The sequence below is a fragment of the Streptomyces sp. NPDC094448 genome (assembly GCF_044763775.1).
Classification (GTDB): domain Bacteria; phylum Actinomycetota; class Actinomycetes; order Streptomycetales; family Streptomycetaceae; genus Streptomyces.
The window spans coordinates 653,536-668,519 of the sequence record NZ_JBIWGU010000001.1 but is presented as its reverse complement, the minus strand read 5'-3'; the positions used below and the strand labels follow the sequence as shown (position 1 = coordinate 668,519).

Here is a 14,984-nt window from a genome sequence, read left to right as displayed (position 1 = left end):
AATTTGCAACCCGCCCGGGATCCGGTACGTGTGTGCGAAACCGTGGGTACGGTGTGCTGCCGGAACCCCGGCGGCCCCGGCGGAACGCGCCGAGGGCCGCCGCCGAACGCCACGGTCGTCGAGCGGAGGGAGCCCCGTGGGCAGCAAGAGCACCCGGAGTGCGATGCGTGAACTCCGTGACGATCTGGCCCGTACCCTCGAACGGGCCCGCCCCGAAGGGGCCGATGAGGTATTCGACGCCCTCTGCGACCGATTGGGCGAGCGCCGGGGACGACCGGTGGTGCTCCGGCTGGTGGATTTCCCGCCGGGAACCGCGAGCGGGCTCTATCTCGACCTGGGCGACCGGGATGTCATCTGCGTCCAGACGAACACCCAGCCGCTGCATCAGCTGGTGATATTCGGTCACGAGGTATGGCACATGGTGGCCGGGCACGGTGTGCGGCATCCGGCGGAACCGGCGTCCGAGGCGCGCCGGGATCCGGCTCCCGACGGGCTGCGGGAGCGGGCCGGAGGGGTTGTCACCGTTCCCGCCCGCCTTCCGGTGACCGCGGACGTACCGGCGGGCGCGGGGGTCGCGCACTCCGCCGTGCAGAGCCTGGCCGCGCGGACCGACTTCCGGCAGCGGGAGGAGTCCGAGGCGGAGACCTTCGGTCTGGAACTCGGCTCCCACCTGCGCGGATGGCTGGACGGGACGCGTCCGGCGGCCCCGAGCACCGGCCTCGCCGGACGGATCCGGACCTCCCTGGGGAACCATCGCCTCCACTGACCCGGGACAGTGGACCGCCCCGGCCCCGGGGTGCCCGCCGGGGTGCGGCGGCGCCTGCCCCGTGCGGCGTACTACCGTCTCGGCTATGACAACTCCTGTGACTGCCCCGGGTGTCGGTCCGCTGCTGCGCGGATGGCGTGAGCGCCGCGGGGTGAGCCAGCTCGACCTGGCCCTGCGCGCCGATTCCTCGGCCCGTCACATCAGCTTCGTCGAGACCGGGCGCTCCCGCCCCAGCGAGGAGATGATCCTCCGGCTCGCCGAGCACCTCGACGTCCCCGTACGGGAACGGAACGCGCTGCTCCTGGCGGGCGGCTACGCGCCCCGCTTCCCGGAGACGCCTCTCGACGATCCGGCGATGGGGGCGCTGATGGAGGGCATCCAGCAGCTCCTGCACGGCTACGACCCCTATCCCGCGGTGGTCGTCGACGGTCTGTACAACGTCGTCGCGGCGAATCTCGGCATGACCCGGCTGCTCGAAGGCATCGCGCCCCATCTGCTGACTCCGCCGCTGAACGGGATGCGCATCACGCTGCATCCGGAGGGGCTGGCGCCGCGGATCCGCAATCTGCGGGAGTGGCGGCACCATCTGCGCCACCAGATGGAGCGGCAGCTCGCGCTGGTCCGCTCGGAGGAACTGCGGAAACTGTACGAGGAGGTGTCCGCCTATCCGGTGCCCGAGGGTCCGGGGAACGGGGCGGAGGCCGAGGAGCAGCCCCCGTACCCGTTCTTCGCGCTGCCGATGGTCGTCGAGCACGAGGGGCATGTGCTGTCCCTGGTCTCGTCGATCTCCACGTTCAACACGCCCATGGATGTGACCGTCTCGGAGCTGGCGATCGAAACGTTCCTCCCGGCCGATCCGGAGACCGTCGCCTATCTCCGGTCCCTGGTCTGAGTACCCGCCGCTGCCCGGTTCCGGAATCGGAATCGGAACCGGGCGGCGGGAAGCGGGAAGCGAAGGGGTACGGCGGGCCCGGGGCCGGTACGTCAGCGGTGGGCGGCGCCGGACCGGAGGGCGGACCACTGGACGGCGGCGAAGCCGGCGACCGTCATGGCCTGCATCGGGATCCACACGGCTCCGGCGGCGGTGGGGTCGAACCACAGGACGACCGAGAGCAGGCTGACGACGGTCCAGACGATATTGGCGTCGACGACGGCCTTCACGGCGCCCGGTGCGGGCTGCGGCCGGGAGCCGATGAGCCCGACTCCGACGGCGTAGGCGACCAGGAAGACGCCGAGCCCCAGCAGCAGGCCGCTGTCGACTCCGAGCAGCCGCCCCACCGGCCCCGAAGCAGCCAGGTAGACCAGCCCGTTGGCGCCGGTGACGACGGCGTCGGCGGCGAGGAACCGGCGGAGCATCCGGGTGGTGTCGCCGGTACGGGCAAGGCCGGCGAGCAGAGCGGTTGCGGTCATGGGGATCAGCCTCCATCAGCGGCGGACGGCCATCGGGCCGGGTTTCGTCTCCCGGAACCGGGCGGAGTGCGCCGCCCGGTTCCGGTAGGAGAAGACTGCCGCCGGGGGTCCGGCCGGGTCGATTACGCAGGAGGTAATGCCGCCGGAGTGGGCGCGAGGCGGTGGCGCGGGGGCCGGCCGGGAGCGGGCCCCGGCCGGCCCCGGTGTCAGGACCTGCTGTTGTCGCGGCTGCGGGCCAGGGCGGGTCCGGGTTCGGACCGGGGTTCGGGTTCGTCGCGCTTACCGCTGTCGTCGGCGGGCTGCTGCTTCTGCGAGCCGGCCCGCTTCTCGGCGAAGTCGGCCCGCGCGGCGTCGGCGCGCAGCATGGCGTTCAGGGCGGCGAAGGGGTCGATGGGCATGACGGTGCACCTCTGCTGTGGGAAGGGGACACGCCGCGGCCCTTCGGTGAGAGAGGGACGGAGCGGCGGTCTGCGGTCCGCTGACGCGGCCGGACCCATCGGGCCGGGCCGCGCGGCACCGTCAGCAGCGCAGCACCACACACCGGAGTACGGCGGGCGGCCGGGGCGCCGGGGGCAGCGCCCTCCCCGGGGCCGGGACCGGCACTGCCGCAAGCGTCGCGGGGCAACGGCCGGGCGGCCGGGCGGCGGACCTGGCACGGGAGACCGGGGCGGTCGCCCCGACGGCCTCTTCGAGCTGTCCCTCCGGGGCGGCGTCTCCCATGAAGGAGACCGGGGTACGCACCTCGGCCGCCTCGGCCGGCTGGGCGCCCGCGCCCAGAGAGAGCCCCGCCAGCGCGAGCAGCGCGACCACGGCCAGCAGACCTCGCCGGACCACGGCACAGCGCGAACGGCGGTGCGGGGCGACCGGCGGCTGGTTCATGGGGCGCGACCTCCTGGACATGCATCCAGTCCCCGCAATCCACCCCGACACGGCAGCAGCCCGTCAGGATCCCCTCTCCCGGGGGACGCGCATTAGCCCGATTCCCGCTGCGAGCGCGCAGCCCGGGAGCCTCCGGCGGTAATCGGGGAGGCATACGAGCCCGGCGAGGTACGGCAGCGGAACCTATCCGCGGGCCGTCGCGCCCGTGTCGCCCGGTGTACCCGGGACACCCGGGACACCCCGAACGCCCGGAACACCCGGAACACCCGGAACACCCGGGACACCCGGCCCGCCCGGTGTGCCCGGCGTGCCTCCGGCGGCCGGGGCCCGGTTCGCCTCGGCACGGGCCGCCTCCGCAGCCTCCGGTATCCGCGGCTCCTCGCACTCCCGCAGCCACCGGCGCAGCACCCGGTGCACCCGCTCCGCCCCCACCAGTTCGGCGCCGTCCGCCACAGGCGGCGACAGCTCCAGCGGCGACAGCAGGAACGGCTGGGACTGCTCTCCTCCGAGCCCGCCGTGGGAACCGATCTGCTCCTCGAAGGCGTGCACCCGGCCGGTGCCGCTGTCGCACATGGAGTTGATCATGATGTCGGCGACGTGCGGGAAGGTGTCCGTACGCCGCACGGCGTCCGCCGCGCCCCGCCCGAACGGCGCCAGCGGGCCTTCGTCGGCGAGTTCGGCGACCGGGATCTCGGCCCCCGCCGGGCCGAGGACGACCGAGCCGTGCTCTTCGCTGCGCACCAGCAGGAATCCGATACCCGGATGGTTGGCGAGGGTGCTCAGCAGCGCCGGGTGTCGGGCGTCGATCTGCTCCTTGCTGAGCCGCTCCGGCAGATCGCAGAAGGACACCAGCCCCAGATTCCCCGAGGCCAGGACCATCGGCTCGGCGCCCGGTACGGGCGGCTCCTCCGGGCCCGCCGCCGGATCGCGGTGCAGCGCGGTGAGCAGCGCCAGCCGCGCCGCCTCCCGCGCCTCGGCCCCGCTGCTGGACCGCTCGGCCTTCCGCGGCACGGGCAGGCCGCACCCGGCCCGCACCAGGTCCTTCAGCGTGAGCCCGTAGGCCCCTTCGAAGGTCTCGCCCGGACTCTGGCCGTGGTCCGAGAGCAGGACGAGGTGGTAGGGGCGGGGCGCGTGCTCGGCGGCCTTGGCGATCAGCGCCAGGGAGCGGTCGAGCCGCTCCAGCACCTGCGCCGCGTCCCGGCTGTGCGGCCCCGAGTGGTGCGCCACTTCGTCGTAGGCGACGAGGTCGGCGTAGACCGCGGTCCGTCCGGCGAGCATGTCGCCGATGACCGCCGCGACCACCACGTCCCGCTCCACGACCGTGGCGAAGGCGCGGATCAGGGGGTAGAGGCCGCCGCGCCGCACCCGCGGACCGTCGTCCCGCAGTCTGGCGCGGACGGACTGGGCGACTTCGCGGCCGACCTCGGCGACGAACGACACGGCGGTGCGCACGGCGTTCGCCGGATCGGAGAAGTAGGCGAAATACCCGGCGCGGGAGCGATTGGCCCGGCCGCGCCGGACGGCGACGGAGAGCACCAGCGCGACCTGCTCCGCGCCTCCGCTGAAGAGATTGCCCCGGCTCGCGCCGTCCCTCACCAGCAGCCCGCCGTGCCCGGCCCGCTCGACGGCACGGCGCTGGAGTTCGACCGCGCCCGCGGGGCGGTTGCTCACCATCAGCCGGCCGGTGTCCTTCTCGTACCACCGGAACGCGGGGACGTCGAAGGTGGAGCCGTGGAGGATGCCGAGCTGGCTGGCGCCGGTCTGGCTGGACCAGTCGGTGCGCCACGGGGTGATCCGGTGGCTGCTGCCCAGCCAGCTCGCGACCGTCGGCATCAGCCCGTCCTTGGCGGCGCGCAGCAGCACCTCGTGGCCGACGCCGTCGAGCTGGAGGAACACCGTGCCGTGGCAGTCGTCGCAGACGTCTCCGCCGCGTCGTCTGCGACGGGTCGCCAGCCGGGACAGCCGTCGGCGGTAGGCGTTGTCGTCGCGGACGGCGAGGGCTGTGGACGTCGCCGACGCGACGGCGGACATCACCGCGGCGACGACGACGGCGGTCTCCGGACCCAGCGCGCCCCGGCCGTCCGGGACGAACCGCAACGCGAGCAGCAGCAGCGACCCGTTGAGGAAGAAGACCAGCAGACCGAGGACAAGCGCCGGGACCAGCAGCAGCGCCCGCACCAGCAGCGGCCACACCAGCGCCGACAGCAGCCCGAAGGCGCCCGCGCCCCAGGCGGCGGTGAGCGCCGTCCGGGTCAGGCTGTCGCCGTCCGGCGACTGAAGCCGGAAGTCGGGCAGCGCCCCGGCGAGCGCCAGCATCGTCAGCGTGGACACCGCCCACACCACGATCACCCTCAGCAGAGCGCCGCCCGCCCTGTGCCATCGGCCTTCGGTCACGCCCTGCTCACCCCGTACTCGTACGTGCTGTGCTGTGCTGTCCGCACCATCCCCGGACATCCGGATATCCCGGCGAGGGACGTCCGCATCCGGCGGACGTCCGGCCCCGCACCGGCTCCCACGCCGGATCTCCAGACTGGCACAGCCCGGGGCCCGGCCCCGTCCCCCCTGTGGATAACCGGCCGGGCGCACCGAAGATCACACCGGGCACCTGTGCAACGGCAGTAGTGTGGGCGCCGGGACCCGGCGGTGCCGGACGGCCGGATGGCCGGACGGCCGGACGGCCGGACGGCCGGACGGCCGGACGGCCGGCCCGGACCCGACGACCGGCCGGACCGTCCGCGGCAGAAGGTCCGTCCGGGCCGGAAGGAACAGCCGGACCAGAAGGAACGCACGGAACGCACAGCACGGACGGAACAGGTGGACCGGCAGGTCAGGAGCCTCGGTTCGGCCGGCAGGGCCGGGAAGGAGGGGCGCGTGGCGGTCGAGGTCACCTGGTGGGGCCATGCCACCTGCACCGTCGAGGATTCCGGTACGCGGGTGCTGACCGACCCCCTGTTCGTGCGCCGGCTCGCGCATCTGCGCCGCCGGCGCGGAGCCCTGCCGCCGCCGGAGGCAGCCGTCGCGGACGCCGTCCTCGTCTCGCATCTGCACTCCGACCATCTTCATCTGCCGTCGCTGGCCCGGCTGGCACCCGGCACCCTGCTGGTGGTGCCGTACGGAGCGACCCGGGCCGTTCCCGCGCTCACCCGTCTCGGACTGCGGATCACGGAGGTCGCCCCCGGTGACGAGACGACCGTCGGCGGTCTGACCGTGCGGGCCGTCCCCGCGCTCCACGACGGCCGCCGACTGCCCGTCGGCCCGCGCCGCTCCCCCGCGCTCGGGTTCGTCGTCGAGGGCGCCGCACGCACCTATTTCGCGGGCGATACCGGGCTCTTCGACACCATGGCCGAGGAGGTCGGGCCGGTCGACGTCGCGCTGCTGCCGGTCGGCGGCTGGGGCCCGTTCCTCGGCCACGGCCACCTCGACGCGGGCCGTGCCGCACAGGCGCTGGCCGCTCTCGGCCCGGCCGCCGCCGTACCCGTCCACTACGGCACGTACTGGCCGATCGGTCTCGACCACGTCCGCCCGCACGAGTTCCACTCCCCCGGCGACGAGTTCGTCCGCCACGCGGCCCGGCTCGCGCCCGCCGTGTCGGTGCGCACGCTCGCCCACGGTGAACGGTTCAGACCGGGGGGCGAGCGGTGAGTTCACCCCTGTCGGAGCTGTTCGGGCGGGTCTCGGACGCGATGGCGCAGCTGCCCCCCGAGTCCACCCAGCAGGCCGTCGGCTATCCGTCCCTGTTTCTGCTGGTGACCCTGGGCGCGCTGGTGCCCGTGGTCCCGACGGGTGCGGTGGTCAGCTCGGCGGCGGTCGTCGCCTTCCACCAGACCGATCCGCCGGCGCTGCTGTACGTCTTCGCGGTGGCGTCGCTCGCCGCGCTCCTCGGCGATGTCACGCTGTACTGGCTGGGGCAGCGCGGGGTGCGCTCACGCAACGGTTCGCGCTGGCTGGCCGAGCTGCAGTCCCGGGCGGCGCCGGAGCGCCTCGCCCTGGCCGAGGAGAAACTGGACGAGCACGGTGTGGCGGTCCTGGTGCTGTCCCGGCTGGTGCCCGCGGGCCGGATCCCGGTGATGCTGGCGTGCCTGCTGGCGCGGATGCCGCTGCGGTCCTTCGTCCGGGGCGACATTCCGGCGTGCCTGGCCTGGGCGGCAACGTACGGGCTCATCGGCATCCTCGGCGGTTCCCTCTTCGACGAACCCTGGCAGGGCGTGGTGCTCGCGGTGGGGCTGACGATCGTCGTCAGCGGGGCGCCGGCACTCTGGCGCAGGCTGCGGCACGGCAGGCCGGGCTCGGCGGGCGGAGCCGCGTAGTCCGCCGGAGACGGACCGGCGCGGTGGCAGGCAAGGTCCACTGGCCCATGGCGCCCGGCACGGCACTCCCCCTGGGGCCTGCGGCCCGCATGGGAGCGCCCCCGGGCAGAGCCCAGGCGGAGGCACCCCCGGCCGGTAGTTCAGGGGGAGAGGGCCCCCACGGCCGCGTTGCCGGAGCACGCAGGTACTCCCCCGCGCCCCTCCGGGCGGGTAGCCCAGAGGGGTACCCCCATGTGTACACATGCCGTGGCCCCCTCCGCGCGATGGCCGTCCCGGGCCGAAGGCCTCGCGGGCGGCGCCCTCCCCGCCAGGCGCCTCTGCGCGGTTCGCGGGCGCCTCAGCGCAGTTCGTCGAAGGCCGTGCCCAGCTCCGACAGCGCCGCCGCGACATGCGGCAGCTCCAGGGGCGCGGGCGAGACCAACGACTCCTCCCGTTCCTGCGGGCCGGGCCCGGCCAGCGGTGCCGTCGGCAGCCGGGCGCGCAGGGCACCGAGTTCGTCGCCGAAGCGGTGACCGCCGGGTACGGGGGTGCCGAGCCGGGCCGTCAGATACTCCTCCAGCTCCATGGAGTCGCTCACCCCCCGCGCGGCGAGCCCGGCGCGCAGCGGCCCCAGGTCCACATAGAGATGCCGCCCGGCCTGCGGCGGCCTGGCCAGCGCCCCGGACGCAGTGACGGCCAGATGCGCGGCCTGGGCCAGAGCCCCGTGCAGCGCCGCGGCACGTTCGGCCCGCTCGACGACCGGCGGCGGTTCGTCCAGTGCGGTCGCCGCGGCAGCCGCTACGGGCTCGGAGATGCCCGCGCCGAGCACCGTGAGCACGTCGAGCACCCGTTCCCGCCGGGCGCGTTCCGCCGCCGGGAAGCGGGCGATCGCGGCGGGCCAGGCCGACGGCAGCAGCGCGCCCGCGAGATCGGCCACCACCGTGACCTGGTCCGGGCACATCTCCGCCGGGCTCACCAGCACCGATGCATGCGGATCGTGGAGCGTGTCCCGCCAGGTCTCGTCGCTGACAATGTGCAGGCCCTCGGCAACAGCGGCCTCACACGCCTCCCGTACGAGTTCGGGCGGGGCGACCGTCGCGGTCGGATCGTCGGCGACGGAGAGCAGCAGCAGCTTCGGAGCGCCGCCCTCGGCGCGTACCCTGCGCACGGCTTCCAGCAGCGCGTACGGATCGGGCACACCGCCGGACTCCTCGGAGGCCGGTACGTGGTACGCCGCCCGCCGCAGCAGGCGCGCCAGCGGGGTCCACCAGGCGGGGCTGGGGCGGGGCATGAGGACGTCGCCGTCGTGCGCCGCGATCAGGGCGCAGAGCAGGGCGGGCGTGCCGTGGGCCGCGACGGAGCCGGTGGCGGTGGTACGGAGTCCCCGGCGCGTCCAGTAGCCCGCGGCTGCTTCCCGCAGCTCGGGCGGCCCGCCCGGGGGGCCGGTCAGCGCGCGGTCCGCCGCGGCCGCGGCGACGGCCCGCAGTTCGGGGAGCACGGGCAGCCCGCTCTCGGGGGCGGGCGGGGCATGCCGTACGGTGCCGGGGTCGTCCGGTGGGCTGCGGTCCATGTCCGCGGTACCTCTTCTCGTCGCGCACTCCCCCTCCGTTATACGGAGCCGGGTACCCGCCCGCACCCGATCACCCCCCTCCGGGCCCCCGCCTGCACCCGATCGCGCTCTCCCGGGTGCCCGGATACACCTCCGTACCCCCACCGCCGTCCCCGGGCCCCGGGTCTCCGGCCCTGTCCGCAGACTCCCGTCCGGCCCACGGCACCCGGCCCGCAGCCCCACGGTCGTCCAGGTCGTCCAAGTCGACAGGTCGGACAGGTCGCCCAGGTCGGACAGTCGGCCGTCCCGGCTCCGGAGACCGCCGAATGGGCGCGGGGGAGGCGTGACGCGGGCGGTGCCGGGGTAACCGGGGGGAATGACGGATGCCGTGCGAAAGTCCTGGTTCAGCCGATGGGACCGGCGAGTGTTCCACCATGTCGCCGAACATGCCTGGCCCGCCGCCGAACCGGTGCTGCCGCGGCTGAGCCGGGCCGCCGACCACGGGGTCCTCTGGTTCGGGATCGCCGCCGGAATAGCCGCCGCGGGGCGCAGTGCCCGGACCCGGCGGGCGGCCGTCCGGGGCGTGGCCTCGCTCGCCGTCGCCTCCGCGGTCATCAACACGGTCGGAAAGCGGAGCGTCCGCCGCAGCCGTCCCCTGCTGGACGCCGTACCCCCGGTCCGCAGACTGCGGCGCCAGCCCTTCACCACCTCGTTCCCCTCGGGGCACGCCGCATCGGCCGCGGCCTTCACCGCGGGCGTGGCGATGGAGTCCAGGGGCTGGGGTGCCGTCGTCGCGCCGGTCGCCGTATCGGTTGCCTTCTCCCGCGTCTATACGGGGGTCCACTATCCGGCCGATGTGGTGGCGGGGGCGGCCCTCGGCATCGGTGCGGCCCTCGCCGTGCGCGGAATCGTTCCGGCACGGTCGCAGCTCGTACCGCCCGTGGCGCGGCCGGTGGATCCGCCCGCCCTGCCGGACGGCGCGGGTCTGGTCGTGGTGGCCAACCGCCGCTCCGGTTCCGCCGCCCTGACGGGCCTGGTCGGCGCCGCCCTGCCGCATGCCGAGGTCGTGGAGTGCGAGCCCGCCGAGGTCACCCGGGAGTTGGCGAAGGCGGCCGCCCGGGCGCGGGTGCTCGGGGTGTACGGCGGGGACGGGACGGTCAACGCCGCCGCCACGATCGCGGTCTCCGAGGGCATTCCGCTCGCCGTGTTCCCCGGCGGCACGCTCAACCACTTCGCGCACGACCTGGGGATCGAGTCCGTCGACGACACCTGCCGCGCGCTGGCGTCCGGGGATGCGGTCAAGGTGGACCTGGGCCGCTTCACGCCCGGCCCGGTCACGGCCTCGGGCGACCGCGCGCCTTGGGGGTACTTCGTCAACACGTTCAGCCTCGGGGTGTATCCGGAGCTGGTGACGTTCCGGGAACGCTGGTCGCCCCGGATCGGCGGCTGGACCGCGCAGGTCCTGGCCGCGGGCAAGGTGCTGCGGCACGGCCGGCCGCTGGAGGCGGAGGTCGACGGCAGCAGCCGGCCGCTGTGGCTGCTCTTCGCGGGCAACGGGATCTATCAGCGGCCGGGTCCCGCGCCGGGCAACCGGCAGAATCTGGCGGACGGTCTGCTGGACGTCCGGATCGTGCACGGCGGCGCCAATCCGGGGCTGCGGCTCGTCGCGGCGGCCTTGGCAGGCCCGCTCAGCCGGTCCCCGGTCCATGCGGCGCAGGAGCGGCGCCGCGTCCATATCGCGGACATCGCGGCGGGCACCCCGATGGCGTACGACGGCGAGATCACGGCCGCGCCACCGGAGCTGCTGGTCGACAAGGTGCCGCAGATCCTTACGGTCTATCGGCCCCGCACCCTGCTCTGACCTGGGCGAACGGTCCGGCAGTCGGGCGGTCGGCGCCGCGTCCGCGGGCCGGGGCCGCCCGCGGGCCGGGGCCGCCCCGACAACCCGGCTCTGACCATATAGCGAGACGGGTATCCCGACATGCGATATGCACGTTCTAGGCTGGAGGGACCGACAGCAGCTCTTCCGGGAGGTTCCCCGTGCGCGAAACCGCCGTCTACACCCATGGCCATCACGAGTCCGTCCTGCGCTCCCACACCTGGCGCACGGCCGCCAACTCCGCCGCCTACCTCCTGGGCGAACTCCGGCCCGCCATGCGGATCCTGGACATCGGATGCGGCCCCGGGACCATCACGGCCGATCTGGCGGCGCTGGTCCCCGAGGGCCGGGTCACCGGCGTCGACCTGGCACCGGAGATCGTCGACCGGGCGCGCGAGCACGCGGCCGAAAGGGGCCTGCTCCATACCGAGTTCGCCGTCGCGGACGTCAACGCCCTTGCCTACGAGGACGATTCGTTCGACGTCGTCCACGCCCATCAGGTGCTCCAGCATCTCGGCGATCCGGTCGGCGCACTGCGCGAGATGCGCCGGGTCTGCCGCCCCGGCGGTCTGGTCGCCGTCCGCGACAGCGACTACGGGGCGTTCAGCTGGTTCCCGGCCGTGCCGGCGCTCGACGCCTGGCAGTCGCTCTACCGGAAGGTCGCCCGCGCCAACAGGGGCGAGCCGGACGCGGGCCGCCGACTGCTGTCCTGGGCCCGCGAAGCGGGTTTCACCGACATCACGCCCGGCGCGGGCATCTGGTGCTTCGCCACCCCGGAGGACCGCGCCTGGTGGAGCGGGCTCTGGGCCGACCGCACGGTCTCGTCCTCGTACGCCGGGATCGCGGTGGACGGCGGCCATACGACGGACGAACAGCTCGCGGAGATCGGACGCGGCTGGCGCGAGTGGGGCGCGCACGAGGACGCGTGGTTCACCGTGCCCCACGGCGAACTGCTCTGCCGCGCCTGACCCGCCCCACCGGCCGGCCTCCGGCCGGTCCGTCCGGTTCCCGCGGCGACCGGACCCCAACTACCCTCCCGGGTATGGAAATTCTGGGAACGACTCTCCGCATCTGCGTCGACGACCTCGACACCGCCACCGACTTCTACGCGAAGCTGACGGGCGCCACCCCGCAGCGTTTCGACCGCGGCGGCGTTTCGGCGGCCGCGGTCGGCTGTTTCCTGCTGATGAGCGGCCCGGAGCGGGAGCTGGAAGTGCTGCGGAAGGTGACGGCGACCATCGCGGTGGACGATGTGGACCGGACCTACGCCACACTCTCCGAGGTCGGGGCGAAGGTCGTCGCCGGGCCGGTGGCCACGCCGATCGGCCGCAATCTGCTGGCCGTCCACCCCGATGGGTCGATCTTCGAGTACGCGGACCGCAGGACGACGGCCGACTGAGCCCGGGGACGCACCGGGACGGACACCCTGACGTGGCGTGAACTGCCGTGAAGTGCCATGACGGCGGTCCCGGCCCGGTGCGTCCGGCCCGACCGGGAGGCCCGGTCGGGCGGTAGACCATGGCCGGTGCACGACAGCCCGGAAGCGATGGCCGGTGAACGACGGCCGGCGGACGGTGGCCCGTGAACGAACGCCGGCGGACGGTGACCCGTGAACGACTGCCCGGAAGCTACTGTTCGGTGTGCGGCCGCATCCGGTACTCGTACGCGTCCGGCAGCGGCTCGTCGCTCAGCTCGGCCCACACCTCGCCGAGGATCTCCGAACCCTCCCGCAGATCCGCCACCTCGAACCCCCGGCCGAAGACCGCACGGGCTTCGTCCCGGTTCCCCTCGGCGATCAGCAGCCTGGCGTGCAGCAGTTGGAAGCGCCCGCGCCGCCGCACCGCCGGGAGCAGTCCCGCCCAGACGGTCCGGGCGTCCGCGGTACGGCCCACGGTGAGCAGCGCCTCCACCGCTTCCCGGCCCAGCGCGGCGGTCGCCGCCGTCCAGCTGTCGCCGTCGTCACGGCGCTCCTGGCAGAGGTCGGTGAAGGCCTCCAGCCAGCGTTCGGCGGCGCGTTCCGGATGGCCGCCCTCCTGGTCCGCGACCGCGAGGCAGCGCAGCAGCGGCCAGCGCGACGGTGCCAGGGCGAGGCCGCGCTCCCAGCTCCGTACCGCCTGTGCCCGGTCGTCCGCCTGCCACTGGGCGATCCCGAGGTGGTACTCCGTCAGCGGATCGGCGGGCGCGGTCTCCAGCATGTCGCGCCAGGCCGGGGAGGTCAGGGAGGGGCCGGGCGGGACGACCCGGCGGGGGCGGGGCAGCGCGCCGGTGGAGAGTAGTTCACGCCAGGGCGCCTGCTCCTCCCCCAGAGTCGATTCGGCGAACGGCGTGCCGGGCAGCTTGATCCCGCTGCGCAGCACTTCCAGCGCGCCCCAGCCGGAGCCGGTGGCCAGTCCGCGGACCGGTTCGGTGTCGGCGGCCGTCAGCCACTCCTCGTACGCGGCGTCGACGCCGGCCCTGGGCAGGGCCCGCTCCAGCCTCCCCTCGACCTCCGCGAGCGCCGCGGCCCAGTTGTCGCCGTGCACGGTCCCCGCGTCGGCGGCCAGCGGCCCGTACGCCTCCAGCCAGCTCAGCTCGGCGCCCGCCTCCAGTCTGACGTGTTCCATCTGGGTGCGGGCGAGACCGGCCTGGATCTCCGCGTACCCGGCCGTGCCGGGTTCGGTGAGCCACTGCTGCCAGCGACGGCCGCCGCGCCCCGCACCCCAGACGAACAGCTTCCGTCCGCGCAGGGCGTCGGTGGACGTCTGGACGAGTCCCCGCCCGTGCTCGTCGAGCGACGTGATCCACTTCCGGGCGGCGGCCGGGACCTCGTAGAAGTAGTCGGCGGGGTACTCGGCGCGCAGGGGGTACGTACGGTCGGCATCGCGGTAGTCGGGGACCGGGATCCGCCGCAGCGACCGCTCGTAGCCGTGGTACCAGGCCTCGTCGGCGGGGGCGAGGACCCGGGTCCTCGGGTGTTCGTCGACGGCGATGTTGGACCACCAGTAGACGGGCACGGCGCGTTCGTGCGGATTGCGGATACGGACGCCGACCCGGAGGAAGTCGGAGTCTGCGGGCAGCCAGAGGTCGACCTGGAACGGCAGGTCGCGCAGGCGCTCCCACTCCCACAGCCGGACCATCTCGCCGCCGTCGGGCGCGGGCACGACCGCCGCGTGGAGTGGTGCGCACGACAGGGTGGTGTGGCCGGTGGCGCCGATGTTCCACTCGATGCCGCCGGAGAACCAGGCGCCGTTGAGGGCGAAGGCGGCGGGCTGGAGGACGGGGTTGCGGTAGAGGAGTTCCCGGCCGGACGGTTTGTGGTGCAGGGAGTGGATCCGGCCGCCGAGTCCGGGCAGCACGGTCACCCGCAGCCGGTCGTTCTCGATGACGACGGCGTCGAGGCCGGTGGGTGTCCGCTCGCGCCCGTAGCCGTCCAGCATCCGGACCGGCAGTACGGTTCGCAGCGCCCCGTAGCCGATCTGCCGGGCCATATCGCGCGGCAGTTCGCGGCGGGTGCGCTCGTCGACCGTGTGCACCCGGCCGAGGGGGCGGAGCGCGGGCAGCGGGTTCGGGGAACCCAAGGGGGCCGCGGGCAGGGTCAGTACGGTACGCCGCACGGTCGTGGCCAAGGCATCCTCGTTTCGTCCGGATCGTTCACGCGTGCTCGGGGGCACCTCCGGCTCGCGCCGAGGCCCCGACGACCATGGAACAGCCTGATGCCCCGGCCTGCCAGGGCCTCGGCACCAGCTCTTCGGCAAAGCCCGCGGGGCCCTGCCTGCGGCGCCGTGGTGGGAGAGGCCGACCGGCTCCGGGCCGACGTAGGCCACGGTGCGCCGCCCGGCCGCACCCGGGCCGAGTGCGATGCCGTACGCCGGGGCGCGACCACCGCCGCCTCACCACCCCGCCGCACCCCCGCACCCCGGCCTACTGCCGTGCCGTGCGGCGGGACCCGGCCACCGCCCCCACCGCCCGTGCAATGCGCCGCCCGGCCCGCGCACAGCCCGGGGCGCCGTTGGACGCCGCCCCGTGGCCCGCCCGTATCCGGAGCGGCACGGCACGGCACGGCACGGCACTCAACGGGCCGGGGCGGATTCGGTACGGCGTCCGGGCATTCGCTCGTACGGTCCCGGACACCGCTCCCCGGCCGTCGGACCGCCTGCTCCGGTCCACGCTCCCCGGACGGCCGTGGCGCCACGGATCCGGTCCATCCACGGATCCGGTCCATCCACGCGGACGGGT

At 74.4% G+C, this 14,984-nt stretch carries 13 protein-coding genes; 7 read left to right on the top strand and 6 right to left on the bottom strand.

The genetic code is table 11. The features are described from left to right. The first annotated feature begins 136 nt into the window (after positions 1–136). Both ACIQ9E_RS02720 and ACIQ9E_RS02715 read left to right on the top strand, forming a co-directional pair. Positions 137–766, top strand: coding sequence for a hypothetical protein (locus tag ACIQ9E_RS02720; protein ID WP_403700819.1), 630 nt, complete (start codon positions 137–139; stop codon positions 764–766). A gap of 85 nt (positions 767–851) precedes the next feature. Then, positions 852–1,658 carry a helix-turn-helix domain-containing protein gene (locus ACIQ9E_RS02715; protein WP_403700816.1) on the top strand — a complete coding sequence of 269 codons (807 nt, stop codon included), beginning with the start codon at positions 852–854 and terminating at the stop codon, positions 1,656–1,658. A 92-nt stretch (positions 1,659–1,750) separates the two neighbouring features. On the opposite strand, the gene ACIQ9E_RS02710 is transcribed toward ACIQ9E_RS02715, so the two are convergent. From ACIQ9E_RS02710 to ACIQ9E_RS02695, 4 genes are all read right to left on the bottom strand, one after another. Continuing rightward, positions 1,751–2,176: a hypothetical protein gene (locus tag ACIQ9E_RS02710; RefSeq protein ID WP_403700813.1), complete on the bottom strand. Its 426-nt coding sequence runs from the start codon at positions 2,174–2,176 to the stop codon at positions 1,751–1,753. A 206-nt stretch (positions 2,177–2,382) separates the two neighbouring features. Further along, positions 2,383–2,574: a hypothetical protein gene (locus tag ACIQ9E_RS02705; protein WP_403700810.1), complete on the bottom strand. Its 192-nt coding sequence runs from the start codon at positions 2,572–2,574 to the stop codon at positions 2,383–2,385. Positions 2,575–2,695: 121 nt separating this feature from the next. Continuing rightward, a complete protein-coding gene (locus ACIQ9E_RS02700) occupies positions 2,696–3,055 on the bottom strand; it encodes a hypothetical protein (protein WP_403700807.1) in 360 nt (119 codons plus the stop codon). Between the two features lie 183 nt (positions 3,056–3,238). Beyond that, on the bottom strand, positions 3,239–5,449 hold the full coding sequence (locus ACIQ9E_RS02695; protein ID WP_403700804.1) for a phage holin family protein: 2,211 nt from the start codon (positions 5,447–5,449) through the stop codon (positions 3,239–3,241). A gap of 477 nt (positions 5,450–5,926) precedes the next feature. Between ACIQ9E_RS02695 and ACIQ9E_RS02690 the strand changes: the two genes are divergently transcribed. Continuing rightward, positions 5,927–6,697: an MBL fold metallo-hydrolase gene (locus tag ACIQ9E_RS02690; RefSeq protein WP_403700802.1), complete on the top strand. Its 771-nt coding sequence runs from the start codon at positions 5,927–5,929 to the stop codon at positions 6,695–6,697. A gap of 41 nt (positions 6,698–6,738) precedes the next feature. Next, a complete protein-coding gene (locus ACIQ9E_RS02685) occupies positions 6,739–7,362 on the top strand; it encodes a DedA family protein (protein ID WP_403701332.1) in 624 nt (207 codons plus the stop codon). A 337-nt stretch (positions 7,363–7,699) separates the two neighbouring features. On the opposite strand, the gene ACIQ9E_RS02680 is transcribed toward ACIQ9E_RS02685, so the two are convergent. Then, positions 7,700–8,911: an aminotransferase class I/II-fold pyridoxal phosphate-dependent enzyme gene (locus tag ACIQ9E_RS02680; protein ID WP_403700799.1), complete on the bottom strand. Its 1,212-nt coding sequence runs from the start codon at positions 8,909–8,911 to the stop codon at positions 7,700–7,702. A 355-nt stretch (positions 8,912–9,266) separates the two neighbouring features. Here ACIQ9E_RS02680 and ACIQ9E_RS02675 point away from each other — a divergent pair, with 355 nt between their 5' ends. The 3 genes from ACIQ9E_RS02675 to ACIQ9E_RS02665 all read left to right on the top strand — a co-directional run bounded on the left by ACIQ9E_RS02675 (position 9,267) and on the right by ACIQ9E_RS02665 (position 12,168). Further along, positions 9,267–10,751: a bifunctional phosphatase PAP2/diacylglycerol kinase family protein gene (locus ACIQ9E_RS02675; protein ID WP_403700796.1), complete on the top strand. Its 1,485-nt coding sequence runs from the start codon at positions 9,267–9,269 to the stop codon at positions 10,749–10,751. Between the two features lie 179 nt (positions 10,752–10,930). Next, positions 10,931–11,737, top strand: coding sequence for a methyltransferase domain-containing protein (locus tag ACIQ9E_RS02670; RefSeq protein ID WP_403700793.1), 807 nt, complete (start codon positions 10,931–10,933; stop codon positions 11,735–11,737). A gap of 74 nt (positions 11,738–11,811) precedes the next feature. Further along, positions 11,812–12,168, top strand: coding sequence for a VOC family protein (locus ACIQ9E_RS02665; RefSeq protein ID WP_006345561.1), 357 nt, complete (start codon positions 11,812–11,814; stop codon positions 12,166–12,168). Positions 12,169–12,397: 229 nt separating this feature from the next. On the opposite strand, the gene ACIQ9E_RS02660 is transcribed toward ACIQ9E_RS02665, so the two are convergent. Then, entirely contained in the window at positions 12,398–14,374 is a 1,977-nt protein-coding gene (locus tag ACIQ9E_RS02660; RefSeq protein WP_403700789.1) for a DUF5107 domain-containing protein, read from the bottom strand. Positions 14,375–14,984: the final 610 nt, after the last annotated feature.